Origin of the sequence: Streptomyces sp. ActVer (assembly GCF_027270795.1) — a bacterium.
Lineage (GTDB): Bacteria > Actinomycetota > Actinomycetes > Streptomycetales > Streptomycetaceae > Streptomyces > Streptomyces umbrinus_A.
In genome coordinates, this window is record NZ_JAPWHT010000001.1 from 1 (window position 1) to 15,690 (window position 15,690).

The following is a 15,690-nucleotide window of genomic DNA, read 5'->3' on the forward strand; positions in this document are numbered from 1 at the left end:
GCGGGGCTGTGCCACTTCCTGGAGACCATGTGCGAACTCCAGTCACAGGACCGGGGGTTCAACGACCTGGCCTCCATACGACTGCCGGAGAGCGCCTGCCTGGCGGGCACCCAGACCCGCATCCGCGAACTCGGCGTACACATCGTCGAGCGTGCCCAGGAGCAGGGCAGCCTGCGCCCCGACCTCACCCCCCAGGACCTCGCCTTCGTCATCTGGTCGCACAGCCGCGTCACCGAGGCCACCCACGCCATCGCCCCAAACGCCTGGCGCCGCCACCTCTACCTCCTGCTCGACGGCTTCCGAACCGACCGCGCCCACCCACTGCCGGCACCGCCGCTCACCGGGGAGCAGCTGTACCGCGCCATGATCGGCCTCGGCGGAAACGGGGCCTGCGGCGCCTGACCGTCGGCACGCGTCGTTGCCTCAAGGCGCCGCGGGGAGCCCCTTCCCGGCGACCAGGCCGAGCCGGTACGCGTTCCGTCCCCGCGACGCAGAATTCGCGGAGGCGCTTGGTGACCTCCGCGCGCACCGGCGACACGGCGTGCGTCTCGAAGGCCACCTCGTCGGCGAAGCATTCGCACATCCAGACCACGTCCGGGTCCTCGCTGCCGACATGCATCAGGTAGAGCAGCCACGACGCCACGCTCTCGTGGCGCACCCACCCGCTACGACAAGACCGCCGAGTCCTACCAGGCAGCCGTCACCCTCGCATCGCTCCTGATGCGGGCGTGACATTTGAAGACGACTCCTAGCCGAAACGGCACTCACCAAGCCCCTCCAGACAACCTGCACATCGACGAAGCAGCGGCCCTTCCCTGGCCAGCGGTTGTGTTGTCCGCCGGCTCATAGCGGTACTACGGCCGCCTCCGACGCCCACCCGGCTCGCGCCCACTTCCCGGGGATCACCCGGTTATAGGACGCGCGGCTTCCGGCAGCACCTGTCCGCAGGCCGCCCGGCCGGGGAGGGCCTCCCCAGTTCCCGCTGTCACCGTCGCAACGTTCCATGCTCCATACGCCGGGGAGTCCTTCACGGCTGCATCTCCAGGATATTCGCCGCTTCCATGGCCTTCGCCCTGATTTCGGGGGCTCGGCATTCCCTGTCCCCACCCCAAGGGGGCGGGCCTCTAACGACGCCGCAGACTTCGCGTGATGCTACGGACCGCTGCTTTGCTCCCCCTTACAGGGCTTTCGACACTGGGCTTCGACGCCGGGCGTTTCCCCGACGCCGCCAGTCTGCTACCGGGCCTCCTGGCAGCTACCCGGACCGGACTCCCACCGGCAGGCGACAACGAGCTTACGACTCAAGATCAACTACATCACGAAGACCTCCGAGCCTGCTGGGCGCGCGAAAGATCGAGGCTAGTCACCAGCCGCCGCCTGCCGCTTCGCAGCGGCCAGCCTTGCCCCCCAGCGGTTCATCCCATCTCCGGGGGTATCGATATCGAAGCATCATCGAGCGTTCGCGTGTAGTGAAGTAGGCCGCCGGCGAGGTGCCTCCAAGGAGGTCCTTTTCCGACGGCCCCTTCCCGAACGGTACGTGCGGTTGGGTAGGCCGCCAGCGAGGTGCCTGTGACCAGGCCCTTTTCCAACGGCCCCCCACCGAACCCACCGTGCTAGATTTCCCAATTGTCGCCCAGTACCAGACCGAGTTCCGCGGGATTGCTGGCTACTATCAACTCGCTTTCAACGTTCACCGTTTAGGACGGCTGAAGTACGTGATGCAGCGCTCCCTGGTCAAGACGCTCGCGCGGAAGTATCGCGTCCGCGTCTCCAGGATTCATCAGCGCTACCGGACCGTACTGAAGACCGACCAGGGCCCCCGTCGGGGACTCCAGGTCACCGTCGAACGCGGCGAAGGGCGAAAGCCGTTGGTGGCGCAGTGGGGCGGAGTTTCACTTCGGCACAAGATCAGGATCGGCAGTCTCGACGACCATCCGACGCAGGTGTGGAACAGCGCGCGCAATGAAGTGGTCAAGCGCCTGCTCGCCGACACCTGTGAGATGTGTGGGTCGCATGACGGTGTCGAAGTGCACCACATTCGGCACCTGAAAGACCTGAACGTCCGGGGGCGGGTCGCCAAGCCCGCCTGGGCTCAGATGATGGCCGCGCGCCGTCGAAAGCCCCTGGTCGTCTGTCGCGTCTGCCACGAGGGCATTCACTACGGTGCGAGCCACTCGCGGCAGAACTCATGAGAAGAAAAGGCACTGGAGAGCCCACTGCTGGGAAATCTAGCACGGTGGGTTCGGTGGGGGGCCGTTGGAAAAGGGCCTGGTCACAGGCACCTCGCTGGCGGCCTACCCAACGGCACGGCGGGTTCGGCGAGAGGTCCGGGGATATTTATTAGAAACGGACCGGGAGCAATCCCGGCGCCGCGCCCCGGGCCTGCTCAGCGAACGGTTGCGGCACCTTTAGCGCAGGGTAACTGCCAGTCCTGCGAGTAGCTGGTCCACGGCACTGACGGCTTGATCTCGGGCGGAGACCGGGTTGTCGGCGCTGGCGATGAAGAGCGCTGCTTCGTCAATGGCGGCGAGAAGTATGTGGGCGAGGACATCGAGGGGCTGGTCGGGCAGGGTTCCTTCGGTGACCGCGAGTTCGAGCAGGGCGTGGATCGCGCCGAGTCCGTAGCGTTCCTCGATCGCTCGCCATTCGCGCCAGCCGAGGACGGCGGGTCCGTCGATGAGCAGGATGCGCTGCACTTCGGGTTGCAGGGAGGCGTCGAGGAATCCCAGCAAGCCGTGGCGGAGGCGGGCAAGGGCGTCGTCGCTGCTACTGCTAGTGGTGTCTGCGGCGGCGAGCAGGTCTTCTTCGACCTGCTCGAAGACGGCGAGGAACAGCGCCTTCTTGCCGGCGAAGTGGTGGTAGAGCGCCCCTCGGGTACCGACGCCGGCCGCCGCGACGAGTTCCTCGGTGCTGGTGTCGAAGTAGCCCTTCTCGACGAACAGCCGCCGAGCTGCCGTGACCAGGGCGGAGCGGGTGGTCTCCGCACGTTCAGCTACCCGTGCCGCTCTCACGGTGCTGCGGGTTGCCGATGTCCGTTGACCGCTGTCCACCACCTCAGTATAGTCCACCTACAGGGTGAATGAGAGACATACAGTCTGTATGTGACCGAGAGTGCTGAAGGAGTGACGCCATGAGTGACCCGTCTCGTATCGTCCGTGAGTTCTGCGACCTGATGGCCAAGCGGGACCCGGAGCTATTGCGGCCGTTCCTCGCCGAGGACGCTGTCTACCAGAACACCGGCATGCCCGCGTCGACTGGGGCCGCGGCCGTGCTGGAGAACCTCGCCGGCCAATTCGCGGCGTTCCCCGACTCCTACGAGTACAAGACGATCAACTTGGCGGTCGACGGCGACGTCGTCCTGACCGAGCGCCTCGACATGATCCGAACCCCCGACGGTGTGCGGGGCGTGCCGGTCATGGGCGCCTTCGTTGTCCGCGACGGCATGATCACCCGGTGGACGGACTACTGGGACACCGGGCTGCCCGCGAAGATGATGACTGGTGAGGACACCAGCGTGCTGGTCCCGGCGGCCTACTGACCACTCGTCGGCCGTGGGGTGCGGGCACTGCCGTTCTTCGGGCGCCATTGTCGATCATGTGGTGAGGAGGGCGCGTTTGCGGAGGAGGTCGAAGTTCGCGCGGCCGTACATCTGCCTTTTGATCATTTTGATGCGGTTGACGTGACCTTCGACGGGACCGGACCTGCGGGGCAAGGTCCGGCCGGTGGTGACGGCGTCCACATCGCGTTCGAGGCCGGTCGCGTAGGTGCGTAGCGCGGGGAGGTCGTCGGCGCGGACCGCGGTGATCCAGTCGGTGACCGTGGCATCGGTCGGGCGGGTGAGCAGGTACGCGAACGCGCCGACGTGACGGCTGAGCGCGTCGAGTTCCAGGCAGCACGCACGAACGTCATTGAGCTGGCGCTGTTCGTCGTCGTGGAGCCGGTCGGGACGAGTCAGGATCCAGCGGCTGATCGTCCGGGTCGAGCGGGGTCGGGGTGGCGGGGGCGTGTCACGCGAAGGGCTCTGGCTCACTTTCAGGATGCTGTTGGTGATCTTCGGTTAGTCAGGGTTCGACAGAGTCGCTTGAATCGGCTGGCGGGACGGGGCCGGCGTGGTGGTGAGGTGCCTGGCGGGAAGTGTCCGCTCAGCCGGATGATGTTCGTTCCGGCGGCGGTCAGGACGTGTTGGACGTGCGTCTTGGCCATGCCTCGGTAGCGGCAGTGCCGTAGTCCGTGGGCGTGGACGGTTTCGGAGACGGTGGCTTCGCAGCCGGCCCGGACCGCATAGTGCTGCCGCCACTGGAGGGTGTCTTGTTCGTGTCGGACCCGTGTCTGGATCTCCTGCAGGGGCTGGGGCAGCAAGATGATGTGCCGAGCGCGGTCGTCGGTGGTGCCCAAACCGGCCTGCCGGGCTTCGCAGGCCCGGCAGGCCGGCTTGGGAACAGCACACGGACAGCCGTTCATGCCCGTCACCCCGGGTCACCTTCAGGGATGGCTGGTCACTCCACGGGGGCAGGTGAGGGTGCGGGCGTCCCAGTCGGGGGTGAAGTCTGCCTTGGTGAGGCCGGGGTGCTCACGAGCCCTCGGGTCGGCCCGAACCGGGCCGGTCAGTGCCACCCCGTGGGTGCGGGCGGCCCGGTCGATGGATTCAGGAGTGATGTACCGTGAACCCCTGCCGGACCAGGTCCCGGTGGATCTGTTCGAGGGCGTCGATGTCCTGCTCGGGCGCCGGCCTGGTGGTGACCTGCACAATCACGTGCGGACCATCGCCACAGGTTTCGCTCTGGTGATCGCGATAGCCGATCCACTCCTTCTTTCCCGACGCGGTCAGCTTCTGGCTGTAGTGAGCCTCGACGTCATAGGGAGAGATAATCTCCATGCTGGCCCACGGGACACTGGCCTTCTCCGGGTTGGGCCTTCCCGTGGCCTCGGGCCGCGAAGCGGCTCTGTGTGGCATGTCGCGCCTGTTCAACCGGTCCTTGGTGGACTTCGGTCCCCGCCACCGCTGCCGCCCTGCACTGTCGAACGAGTACTGCTGCACCCACACTCGCCGCAGAATTTCCACCTGCGGCAACGCCCTCAGCCGCGGCGGGACTTCAGCGCTGAAAACAGCCGACAGAAGCCGCATCCCGTCCGCGCCGACCTGCAGCACGTACTCCTCCAGCGCCGCGTTGCCCTTGGGCAGCCGATGGTAGATGGCCGGACGTCCGTACCGGTCCGCCCAATCCGCGGTAACCAATGACGCCAGCCAGACCTCATCCGCCAGAGTCAGCTGCTCCAGAGCGGCATGCAAGGTCTTGGTGACCAACTCCGCCCGGCTCAGCTTCCTAATGGCCGCGAGTACATGAGTGGTATCCGTGCGCACCGCACCACGCCGCTTGACCAGGCCCGCAGCCGCCAGGTGGTCGACCATCACGGCCAGCAGCCGATCCGCCCGGTCAGCCTGGGCCATACGGTCCCGGAACTCGCTGGGCACGCAGTGGTCGAAGCCCGGATCGTCCAGCTCGAGGCCCAGACAGTACCTCCAGTCCATCCGGCAGCGGACCGTCTCGGCGGCCTGCCGGTCCGTGAGGTTCTCCGCGTACTGCAACACCGACACCATCGCCAGCCGAGCCGGCGACAACCCCCTCCGCCCGTCAACCGGATACCAGTCGGCGAAGTGCTCATCGGTGAACAGCTCGTCCAACCGGTCACGCACCCGCATGGCCACTGTGCCCCGTGGATTGCTCGCCCGCGCCATCCGAACCGTCAACGGCGGAATCGTCCGCCCCGGACCTGAACCCATCGACATCGCGGCCACCCCTCCGACCGCTCGAACCACCCCGCCCAGAAGGGCCGGTCGGCGGCGATCCTGTCGATCGGCAGAGGTGTCCCGTCCAGGATCAGGTACGCCTTCATCGACGCGGCCCGTACTGCTTCGGCGAGTGTGGGGGCGAGGGCAGCCAGGAGATCGACGGCCTCTGTGATGTACCGGTAGACGGTGGTCGTGCCGATCCCGAAACCGGCCGCGAGCTGGGCGTAGGGCTGGACGTTGCGGAGATGGGTGAGGGTGAGCAGGGCCTGTCGGCCCGCGCTCAGGCGCCGCCATCGGGTGCCAAGAGCATGACGGTGTGTTCTCAGGCGGGCCGAGAGTAAGCGGAGGGCAGAACTGGACACGTCGACGCCGGACGGGTAAACAAGCATGCGAAGCCTCTGGTGGAGACGGTTCTCTTGGTCGAAAGCCCATCTATCAGGGGCTTCACAGACCAACTGCCCAACCCGCGCAAGAGGTTGGAAAAGGCTCATTGTGTCGCAGCGTCTTGGACGAGTGACCAATATGTGACTGAAGGGTAAGGCGGTCTCGTCGAGGCGGGACTGAAACAGTCCGATGCCGACCCGCCCATGTCGCGCAGCCGTGCTCCCAGCCCATGAGGTCGGTGACCGCGATCAACGCCTTCGGCGGGCGGTTTCCCGCACCCACTCCCCGCCCGTCGAGGGAGGCGTCGACGCGGGTGACGCCGTTCTCGACGGCGACGCCGGTGTTGGTCACGTCCAGGGCGAGGTTGCGGTGGGCCCGGATGCCGAGCTCGGTGGCCGAGTCGGTAGGCGCGGAAGCGGTCGCGCACCCCGTCCATCGTCAGCCGGCCTCCGGAGTCGGTGACCTGCACGCAGTTGCGCCGCAGGACTCCGTCAGCTTGACCGGGCGGGCAAGTTCGGCCGACAGAAGAGGACCAGCTCTGCGGCACCGGTCCAAGGCCGGTATATGTTCGAAGGCGGAGTGGCAGAAGCTCCGGGTCGGCCGTACCCTCCCGTTCCCCGGAAGGAGTCCCCGTGAAGTCACCGTCCGGCGACGCGACGGTCACGGTCGAGCCGGCCAGGACCGGAAGGCCGCGCGTGACCTCGCGGGCCGAGCTGGAGCGGATCGGGTTCGAGCTGTTCGCCCGTCAGGGCTTCGACGACACCACGGTGGACGACATCGCCGCGGCCGCGGGCATCGGCCGCCGTACCTTCTTCCGCTACTTCTCCTCCAAGAACGACCTGGTCTGGGGTGACTTCGAGGAACACCTGCTCAGGCTGCGCGAGCTGCTGGCGGCGACCTCGACGGACGCGCCGCTGGTCGACGCGCTCCGCGAGGCGGTCGTCGAGTTCAACAGCTTCGATCCCGTGGAGGTGCCCTGGCACCGGCAGCGCATGGAGCTCATCCTGCGGGTACCCACGCTGCAGGCGGATTCGACTCTCCGCTATGCCTCGTGGCGGGCCGTCGTCACGGAGTTCGTCGCGACACGCACGGGCCTGCCCCCGACAGACATGGTGCCCCGGCTGGCCGGCTACGCCCTCCTCGCGGCGGCCATGGCGGCGTACGAGCACTGGCTGAGCGAGCCCGGAACCGAACTGTTGTGTCTGCTCGGCCGGACCATCGAGCAGGTGGGCGCGGGCCTCGGCACGGTGCGGACGGCCCCTCCCCCGCCCGGCGACGCCGCCTCCTGATCTCGCCCCCGTCAGTGCGGGCCGTGCCGCATCGCACGGGCCACGAACTCCCCGATGAGGACCGCGGTGGCCGCCGGGCCACGCAGCGGAGCCGTGGGCAGGATCGAGGTGTCCGCCACCCGGAGCCCGCTCAGCCCGTACAGCCTGCCGTAGCCGTCGACGGCCGCTCGGGCGTCGTCCGCCGGGCCCATGGGGACCGTTCCGCACGTGTGCTGAGCCGTGCCGAGCCCGGCCCGGATCCAGCGGTCGAGCCGGCGGTCGTCGTCGAGGGTCGTGGCGTCCGGGTCCGCCAGGCCCGACGCCACCTCGCCGAAGGCCGCGGTGGCGAGGAGGGCCGCGGTGACGCGGACGGCTTCACGCATACGGCGTCGGTCGCCGGCCGTGCGCAGATAGCCGTAGTCGATGTCCAGTGGGTCCGCCGCGTCCGCCGACCTCGTTCGCAGGCGGCCGCTCGTGCGGGGCGTCTGTACGGAGACCAGGAACGCCAGCGGGGCACCTGCCACGCTCGTGCGTCCGGTGGTCAGGCCGGCCATCGGGACGAGTGACTGCAGGATCTCCAGGTCGCCCGGGTGCGCGCCGTCGGACGAGGACACGTGCAGGGCGCCTCCGAGCCAGGATCCCACGGGTTCGGCCATGTCACCGTGGGGCGCCCACTCCAGCACCACCTGGGGGTGATCGCTGAACCGCGCTCCGACCGCGGGGGCGTCCAGCACGACGGGGATGCCCGCCCGCGTCAACACCGCACCCGGGCCGATTCCCGACCGGTGCAGCAGGTGCGCGGAGGCGAAGGCTCCCGCGCAGAGCACGACCTCGCCGGCCTCCAGTACCTCGAACCCACCGTCGTGTTCGACGACGACTCCGCTCGCCCGGCCCTCGCGGACGACGACCCGGTGAACCGGACAGTCGCCCGTCACCGTGAGGTTGGGCCGGCCGAGGGCGCCCAGGAGATGGCTGATGCCGGTGTTGACCCGCAGACCGTCCACCGTGTTCGTCGGAACCGGGCCGAAGCCCGGAACGTCCTGCGCATTCTTGTCGGGCTCGTGCGGCAGGCCCAGTTCGCGGGCGGCGTCACCGAACGCCGCGGCGGCCGGATGCCTCAGGTCCGTGCGCCGGATCCGTACCGGCCCCCGGTCTCCGTGCACGGCGTCGGCGCCGTGGTCCAGGTCGGTCTCCAGGCCGCGAAGCAACGGCAGCATGCGGTCGTACGACCAGTCCGCCCCGCCCGCGGCCGACCAGCGGGCGAAGTCCTCGCGCCGGGCCCGTACGAAGTAGCCTCCGTTCACGGTGGTGGAACCGCCGAGCACCCGCCCCCGCGGTACCGAGTATGGCCGGTCCGGGGTGAGGCGGACCGGGTGGTGCGAGACCGCGGCGCACTGCGCCTGCGCACCGGGGACGAGCCGGGCGTCCAGCAACTGCGGTGGGAAGTCAGACAGTTGACGCGGCACCGGTCCGGCCTCCAGCAGCAGGACCAAGCGGCCGGGGTCCTCGCTCAGCCGCGCCGCCAGCGCGGCACCGCTGGCACCGGCCCCCACCACGACGACATCGGGGCGCCGACCAGGGCCGTTCCTCGGCATGGCGCACGACCCTTCCGTTTTGACACCGAGTGCCATTAGCCTCACGGTACAGGAACCCGCGGCACCGGGACCGTCCGGTCGACCGGATCGCCGCGGCCGTCGAGGAGGTTCGCATGAGCCCGCTCCACTCCCTGCCCCCGCAGCCCGCCCCCGTCGCCGACGCCGAGTCCGGCGCCGGGGACGTTTTGGCCCCCGAGTCGCTGATCGAGGAGGACGACCTCATCGAGGAGGTCTCGATCGACGGCATGTGCGGCGTCTACTAGGCGAGCGGGGACCAACGTGCCCACCGTGAACACCGACATGGACATCGACCGGCCCTGGGACCTGCATCCGCAGGTCTCGGTGCGGCCGGAACCCTTCGGCGCGTTGCTGTACCACTTCGGCACCCGCCGGCTGTCGTTCGTCAAGGACCTCCGCCTGCTCGCCGTCCTGCGGGCTCTGCCTCACGTGCCCACCGCCCGGGCCGCCTGCGCGCAAGCCGGTGTCGGCGCCGCCGAACTCCCCCGCTTCACCACGGCCCTGACCGCCCTGGCCCGGTCGTCCATGGTCGTCGAAAGGACCGCCCCATGACCTCACCGGCACTGACCGCCCACGGCACACGGCGACTGGTCGACCTGTTCGAGTACGGCCTCGACGCGCCGATCTGCCTGACCTGGGAACTCACCTACGCCTGCAACCTGTCCTGCGCGCACTGCCTGTCCAGCTCCGGACGGCGCGACCCGCGCGAGCTGAGCACGAGCGAGGCGAAGGCCGTCATCGACGAGCTGGAGGCCATGCAGGTCTTCTACGTCAACATCGGCGGCGGCGAACCCACCGTCCGCCCCGACTTCTGGGACCTCCTGGACTACGCCACCAGCCACCACGTCGGCGTGAAGTTCTCCACCAACGGCGTCCGCATCACCCCCGAGGCGGCCCGCCGGCTGGCCCGCAACGACTACGTCGACGTACAGATCTCCCTCGACGGGGCGACCCCGGAGGTCAACGACGCGGTGCGCGGGGCCGGTTCGTACGCCACCGCGCTTCGGGCCATGGAGAACCTCGCCGCGGCCGGGATGAAGAACTTCAAGCTCTCCGTCGTGTGCACCCGGCACAACATCCCCCAGCTAAACGCCTTCAAGGCACTCGCCGACCGCTACGGCGCCCAGCTGCGGCTCACCCGGCTGCGCCCGTCCGGCCGCGGCGCCGATGTCTGGGACGACCTGCGCCCGTCCCGGGAGCAGCAGCGCCTGCTGTACGACTGGCTGCTGGCACACGGCGAGTCGGTGCTGACCGGTGACTCGTTCTTCCACCTGTCCGCCTACGGTCAGGCGCTGCCCGGCCTCAACCTGTGCGGCGCCGGCCGGGTGGTGTGCCTGGTCGACCCGGTCGGGGACGTGTACGCGTGCCCCTTCGCGATCCACGACGAGTTCCTCGCCGGGAACGTGCGCGATCCCGGCGGCTTCACCGGGGTGTGGCGGGAGTCCGCGCTGTTCCGCGACCTGCGTTCGCCTCAGACCGGCGGAGCCTGCGCCTCCTGCGGGTTCTACGACACGTGCAAGGGCGGCTGCATGGCCGCCAAGTTCTTCACCGGGCTGCCGCTGGACGGCCCCGACCCCGAATGCGTCCAGGGCTACGGCGAGGATCTGCTGGCCGAACGCCCGGCGGACCGGGCCCTCCTGCCGCGCCCCTCCCAGGACCACTCCCGGCGACGGCCGGTCGACCTGCCGCTGCCGGCCCTCCGCGCGGACCTGGAACGCCCTCCCGTCAGCGATTGCGCCCAGGACCCCTTGGCCGGGCTGCGGCTCGCCCAGGCTCCATCATCCCAGCACGAGAAGAGTTGACGAATGCCCCAGAACCCCTGGTTCGAGACGGTCGCCGAGGCCCAGCGCCGGGCGAAAAAACGTCTGCCCAGCAGCGTCTACGGAGCACTCGTCGCCGGCTCCGAGAGCGGCCGTACGATCGACGACAACGCCGCGGCCTTCGTCGATCTCGGCTTCGCCCCTCACGTCGTGGGCCATCACGCCGAACGCAACCTGACCACGACCGTCCTCGGCGTCGAGACGGCGTTCCCCGTGCTGATCTCTCCCACCGGTGTGCAGGCCGTCCACCCGGAAGGAGAGGTCGCCGTGGCACGGGCCGCGGCGAACCGGGGCGTCATCATGGGGCTGAGCTCCTTCGCGAGCAAACCGGTGGAGGAGGTCGTCGCGGCCAACACCGACACCTTCTTCCAGCTGTACTGGAGCGGCACCCGGGACAGCATGGTGCAGCGTATGGACAGGGCCAGGTCCGCCGGCGCCAAAGCGCTCATCGCCACCCTCGACTGGTCCTTCTCCCACGGCCGCGACTGGGGAAGCCCGCAGATCCCCGACAAGCTCGACGTGAGGACCATGGCGAAGTTCGCTCCCGACGTACTGCCCCACCCCCGGTGGCTGTGGACGTACCTGCGCTCCGGCCGGCTTCCCGACCTCACGGTCCCCAACCTCCGCCCCCCGCGCGGCGAAGCACCCACCTTCTTCGGCGCCTACGGCGAGTGGATGCAGACCACCCCGCCCACCTGGGAGGACGTCGCCTGGCTCCGCAAGGAATGGGGCGGGCCCTTCCTGCTCAAGGGCGTGACCCGGGTGGACGACGCCAAACGGGCCGTCGACGCCGGGGTGGCGGCGATCTCGGTGTCCAACCACGGCGGCAACAACCTGGACACCACCCCCGCCACCGTCCGGGTGCTCCCCTCCGTCGTGGACGCCGTCGGCAATGACATCGAAGTCCTGCTCGACGGCGGCGTCCGGCGCGGCAGCGACGTGGCCAAGGCGCTGGCGCTCGGCGCCCGGGCCGTCCTGATCGGGCGCGCGTACCTGTGGGGCCTGGCGGCGAACGGCCAGGCCGGTGTCGAGAACGTGCTGGACATCCTGCGCGGCGGCCTCGACTCCGCGGTGCTGGGTCTGGGCCGCTCGTCCGTCCACGAGCTGTCCCCCGACGACCTTGCGATTCCTCCCGGGTTCGCCCTGACCCTCGGCGGCACGAGTGCCCCCGCCCCGGTCGCCGGATGACGACGGCACGGCACAACCGGCTCGCGCACCGGGCCTGGACCACCGTTTCCGCCAAGAGCCTGGTCCTGGTTCCGATCGGCTCGACCGAGCAGCACGGGCCGCATCTGCCACTGAACACCGACAGCGTCATCGCCGAGTCCGTAGCCGGCCGTGTCGCCGAGGAACTCTCCGCCCGTCTCACCCCACCGCCCCTGGTGGCGCCCACGCTCGCCTACGGCGCCAGCGGCGAGCACGCCAGCTTCCCCGGCACCGTCTCCATCGGACATGAGGCCCTGCACGCCGTGATCGTCGAAACCGTGCGCTCACTGTCGCTTTGGGCCGGGCGCGTCGTCTTCGTCAACGGCCACGGCGGCAACACCGCCACCCTGGACGCGGCCCTCGGCGCCATGCACGCCGAGGGGCACGCCGTCGCCTGGGCCGGGTGCGGTATCACGGGAGGCGACGCCCACGCCGGCCGGACCGAGACCTCGCTCATGCTGTATCTCGCCCCTGAGGAGGTACGGATCCGCGAAGCCGTCGCCGGCGACACCCGCCCGCTGGATGTCCTGATGCCTCTGCTGACGGCCCATGGCGTCAAAGCCGTCTCGCCGTCGGGCGTGCTCGGCGACCCGGCCGGCGCATCGGCCGACGAGGGCCGCCGGCATGTGCGGACCATGGTGTCCCGGCTCGTCGGCCAGATCACCGCCGCAACGACGGACGAGCGTGGCCGCCTCCTGGACCTTGCGGCCCGCGACCGACCTGGCACGAAGGCGGCGGGGAGATGACGCTGCCTCTCGGATTCGTCGTGGCGCTCGATCGTGACACCCGCGTCCTGGACGGCGGCCGCACCCTCCTCGGTGGTTCCCCTCTGCGGCTGCTGCGCCTGACCCGGCGGGCACGTCCACTGCTGACCGGTCGTACGGTCCACGTCCGGGACCGGGCGGGCGCCCTCCTGGCGGACCGGCTCCTGGAGGCGGGTCTCGCGCACCCGGTCGTCCGCGCCCTGCCCCTGCCCGACGACCCCCGGTACACGGTCGTCGTCCCCGTCCGCGACCGCCCGCGCGAGCTCGACCGCCTGCTGGCGAGCATCGGGCCGGACACCCCAGTGATCGTGGTCGACGACGCGTCGACTCACCGCGCTCCGGTCGAGGCGGCCGCCGCACGGCATGGCGCGCGCTTCGTCCCCCTGAGGGTCAACGTCGGTCCCGCCGGAGCCCGTAACGCGGGCCTTCGCCTGGTCGGCACACCGTATGTGGTCTTCGTCGACTCCGACGTCGTCCTGCCCAAGGACACGGTCCCGACACTGCTGCGGCACTTCTGCGACCCGCGGGTCGCCCTGGCCGTCCCCCGCGTCACCGCTCTCGAAACGCCCGGCTCCTCGACCTGGATCGGACGGTACGAGCGCACACGCTCCTCACTCGACCTGGGCAGCCGCCCCGCCCTGGTACGCCCCGGGACACCCGTCTCCTGGGCCTCCACGGCCTGCGCCGTCGCACGCGTCGACGCCCTGGACGAAGGGTTCGACGAGCGGCTGAGAATCGGCGAGGACGTCGACATCTGCTGGCGCGCCATCAAGAGCGGCCGGCGGGTGCGCTACGACCCCTCGGTCCACGCCGCCCACGAGCACCGCGGCCGCCTCGGGGACTGGTTTCGACGCAAGGCCGCCTACGGGACGGGAGCGCACCCGCTCGCCGAACGACACCCGGAGTTCATCGCGCCCGCGGTCCTCGCCCCCTGGAGCGGCGCCGTCGTCCTCGCCCTTGTCGCCCAGCGCCGTTGGTCGCTCCCGGTGGCCGGCGCCGTCGGCGCGACGACCGTCCTGCGGGTCTGCCGGAAACTGGACGGCACGGAGCACCCGGTACGGCTGGCCTGCTCACTGACGGCCATGGGCGCGCTCGGCGCGCTCACTCAGACGTCCGCGCTGCTGACCCGGCACTGGTGGCCCCTCACGGTGGCCGGCTGCGCGATCTCCCGCCGGGCACGCCGGGCCACCGCGCTGGCCGCGGTGACCGACGTCGCTCTGGAATACCTGCACCAGGGCGCCGCTCTGGATCCACTGAGGTACGGCGTCGCACGCCGCCTCGACGACCTCGCCTACGGCGCCGGTGTGTGGTGGTCCGCCATCAAGGGACGCTCCACTGCGGCTCTGCGGCCTCGGCTGCGGCAGCCGCGGTGACCGCCACCGTTCCCGCCCGGCGAAACATCGACCACCCCATTGTGACCGACGACTGGAGTCGTTACCGTAAGCATCACGGGACTTGCAACAGTAAAAGCGTTGCACGGATGCGGGAGCGCAAAGGAGCGACATGGCGCAGACGGAGCAGACCAAGAGCGATGCGGATGAGCGGGATGCGCTGATCGCACAGCGATGCCCCCACAGTGACCTGGTGATGCAGGGCGGCAGGCGCGAACCGCTCGCCGGTTACGCGGAACTGGACTCCCTGCGGGACGCCGGACCGGCACACACGCTCGGCACCGGCCAGATCATCTACACCACCTACGACCTGGTGCAGGAGGTCGCCCAGCGCGCCGACGTGTTCCACAGCAAGTTCTACGATCCGGTGACCGGCAAGGAGGCGGCATTCACCCTCGTGCCGCATCAGATCGACGGCCCGGTCCACGTGAAGTGGCGAAGGCTGCTCGCCTCGTCCTTCTCACCCGGCACCGTCGCCGGCCTGGAAGGCTCCCTCCGCGCGCGCGTCAACGAAATCATCGACGGGTTCATCGACCGCGGTCACTGCGATTTCGCCAAGGAATTCGCGCTCAGGTTCCCGACCAGCATCTTCCTTGAGCACATCATCGGCCTGCCGGTCGAAGAACTGGACAAGTTCATCGCGTGGGAGACCGACATCCTGCACCCGGAGTCGACGGATCGGGCCGAAGCGTACCGGACCTCGGTCCGGGCCCAGACCGAGGTCACCGCATACCTGTCGCAGATCCTGGAGGAGCGCAGGAAGACGCCGGCCGAGGAGCGCGGCTCCGACCTCATCTCGCGCGCCATGGACTGGCAGATCGACGGTGAGCCGATCCCGCACCAGGAGCTGCTCTCCTTCTATCTCCTGCTGTTCCAGGCCGGTCTGGACACCGTCACCGCCTCGCTCGGCTACGGCTTCCACCATCTGGCGAGCCATCCGGCCGACCGGGAGCGGATCGCGGCCGACCCGTCGGTGATTCCCAACGCGATCGAGGAGTTCCTCCGCGTCTACTCGGTCGTGAACATCGTGCGGACGGCGATGACCGACACCGAAGTGGACGGCTGCCCGGTGAAGAAGGGCCAGCGGTTCATCCTCAGCCTGCCGTCCGGGAACCGCGACGAGCAGCACTTCCCGGACGCCACGACGGTCGACTTCGACCGCACCGACATCTCGCATCTGGCGTTCGGTGCGGGGCCCCACCGGTGCCTCGGGTCTCACCTCGCGCGACAGGAGCTGGTGATCGCCTACGAGGAGTGGCACAAGCGCATTCCGGTGTACGAGATCGATCCGGACATCTCGTTCGACGAATCGCGCAGCATGCTGCTGGGGCTGAACAGCCTCCCCCTGCGGTGGGACCCTGCCGCCGTCCGCAGGTAGCGGCCGGCGAGCCGAACCGCGAGGGTCCCGGTTCCCGTCCAGGCAGGGCCCGGTTGCGTCACGAGCACACTGGGG

General features: G+C 69.5%; 15 protein-coding genes and 3 pseudogenes. 11 read left to right on the forward strand and 7 right to left on the reverse strand.

The features are described from left to right. Positions 1-402 (forward strand): annotated as a pseudogene (locus O3Q52_RS00005) (TetR/AcrR family transcriptional regulator); the annotation flags it as partial. 1,208 nt (positions 403-1,610) lie between these two features. Further along, a complete protein-coding gene (locus tag O3Q52_RS00010) occupies positions 1,611-2,192 on the forward strand; it encodes a group II intron reverse transcriptase/maturase (protein ID WP_266586882.1) in 582 nt (193 codons plus the stop codon). A gap of 216 nt (positions 2,193-2,408) precedes the next feature. On the opposite strand, the gene O3Q52_RS00015 is transcribed toward O3Q52_RS00010, so the two are convergent. Then, entirely contained in the window at positions 2,409-3,011 is a 603-nt protein-coding gene (locus O3Q52_RS00015; protein WP_266586880.1) for a TetR/AcrR family transcriptional regulator, read from the reverse strand. A 119-nt stretch (positions 3,012-3,130) separates the two neighbouring features. Between O3Q52_RS00015 and O3Q52_RS00020 the strand changes: the two genes are divergently transcribed. Continuing rightward, entirely contained in the window at positions 3,131-3,538 is a 408-nt protein-coding gene (locus O3Q52_RS00020; RefSeq protein WP_266586874.1) for a limonene-1,2-epoxide hydrolase family protein, read from the forward strand. A 54-nt stretch (positions 3,539-3,592) separates the two neighbouring features. On the opposite strand, the gene O3Q52_RS00025 is transcribed toward O3Q52_RS00020, so the two are convergent. From O3Q52_RS00025 to O3Q52_RS00040, 5 genes and pseudogenes are all read right to left on the reverse strand, one after another. Beyond that, complete coding sequence (locus O3Q52_RS00025) at positions 3,593-4,030, reverse strand: transposase (RefSeq protein WP_266586872.1); 438 nt, start codon at positions 4,028-4,030, stop codon at positions 3,593-3,595. Between the two features lie 2 nt (positions 4,031-4,032). Further along, complete coding sequence (locus tag O3Q52_RS54340) at positions 4,033-4,461, reverse strand: transposase (RefSeq protein ID WP_369124158.1); 429 nt, start codon at positions 4,459-4,461, stop codon at positions 4,033-4,035. Between the two features lie 184 nt (positions 4,462-4,645). Beyond that, positions 4,646-5,683: a transposase gene (locus tag O3Q52_RS00030; RefSeq protein WP_266586870.1), complete on the reverse strand. Its 1,038-nt coding sequence runs from the start codon at positions 5,681-5,683 to the stop codon at positions 4,646-4,648. Between the two features lie 134 nt (positions 5,684-5,817). Then, positions 5,818-6,180: pseudogene (locus O3Q52_RS00035) on the reverse strand (transposase family protein); the annotation flags it as partial. A gap of 205 nt (positions 6,181-6,385) precedes the next feature. Next, positions 6,386-6,694 (reverse strand): annotated as a pseudogene (locus O3Q52_RS00040) (4-hydroxy-2-oxovalerate aldolase); the annotation flags it as partial. Positions 6,695-6,807: 113 nt separating this feature from the next. On the opposite strand from O3Q52_RS00040, the gene mftR reads away from it, so the two are divergent. Continuing rightward, positions 6,808-7,464, forward strand: coding sequence for a mycofactocin system transcriptional regulator (mftR, locus tag O3Q52_RS00045; protein ID WP_269646717.1), 657 nt, complete (start codon positions 6,808-6,810; stop codon positions 7,462-7,464). Between the two features lie 11 nt (positions 7,465-7,475). Here mftR and mftG read toward each other — a convergent pair whose 3' ends face one another. Then, positions 7,476-9,038 (reverse strand): mycofactocin system GMC family oxidoreductase MftG, encoded by a 1,563-nt coding sequence (gene mftG / locus O3Q52_RS00050; protein ID WP_269646718.1) that lies wholly within the window; start codon positions 9,036-9,038, stop codon positions 7,476-7,478. A 113-nt stretch (positions 9,039-9,151) separates the two neighbouring features. Here mftG and mftA point away from each other — a divergent pair, with 113 nt between their 5' ends. The 7 genes from mftA (at position 9,152) to O3Q52_RS00085 (ending at position 15,615) form a co-directional block, all read left to right on the forward strand. Continuing rightward, positions 9,152-9,301, forward strand: a complete 150-nt coding sequence (gene mftA, locus O3Q52_RS00055; RefSeq protein WP_269646719.1) for a mycofactocin precursor MftA — start codon at positions 9,152-9,154, stop codon at positions 9,299-9,301. Between the two features lie 25 nt (positions 9,302-9,326). Continuing rightward, on the forward strand, positions 9,327-9,608 hold the full coding sequence (mftB, locus tag O3Q52_RS00060; RefSeq protein WP_269646720.1) for a mycofactocin biosynthesis chaperone MftB: 282 nt from the start codon (positions 9,327-9,329) through the stop codon (positions 9,606-9,608). Further along, on the forward strand, positions 9,605-10,858 hold the full coding sequence (gene mftC, locus O3Q52_RS00065; RefSeq protein ID WP_269646721.1) for a mycofactocin radical SAM maturase: 1,254 nt from the start codon (positions 9,605-9,607) through the stop codon (positions 10,856-10,858). The genes mftB and mftC overlap by 4 nt, the downstream gene beginning before the upstream one ends. 3 nt (positions 10,859-10,861) lie before the next feature. Next, complete coding sequence (mftD, locus tag O3Q52_RS00070; RefSeq protein WP_269646723.1) at positions 10,862-12,064, forward strand: pre-mycofactocin synthase MftD; 1,203 nt, start codon at positions 10,862-10,864, stop codon at positions 12,062-12,064. Further along, positions 12,061-12,828 (forward strand): mycofactocin biosynthesis peptidyl-dipeptidase MftE, encoded by a 768-nt coding sequence (mftE, locus tag O3Q52_RS00075; RefSeq protein WP_269646724.1) that lies wholly within the window; start codon positions 12,061-12,063, stop codon positions 12,826-12,828. Before mftD ends, mftE begins: the two co-directional genes overlap by 4 nt. Next, positions 12,825-14,219: a mycofactocin biosynthesis glycosyltransferase MftF gene (gene mftF / locus O3Q52_RS00080; protein WP_269646725.1), complete on the forward strand. Its 1,395-nt coding sequence runs from the start codon at positions 12,825-12,827 to the stop codon at positions 14,217-14,219. Before mftE ends, mftF begins: the two co-directional genes overlap by 4 nt. Before the next feature lie 130 nt (positions 14,220-14,349). Beyond that, complete coding sequence (locus O3Q52_RS00085; RefSeq protein ID WP_269646726.1) at positions 14,350-15,615, forward strand: cytochrome P450; 1,266 nt, start codon at positions 14,350-14,352, stop codon at positions 15,613-15,615. Positions 15,616-15,690 lie beyond the last annotated feature (75 nt).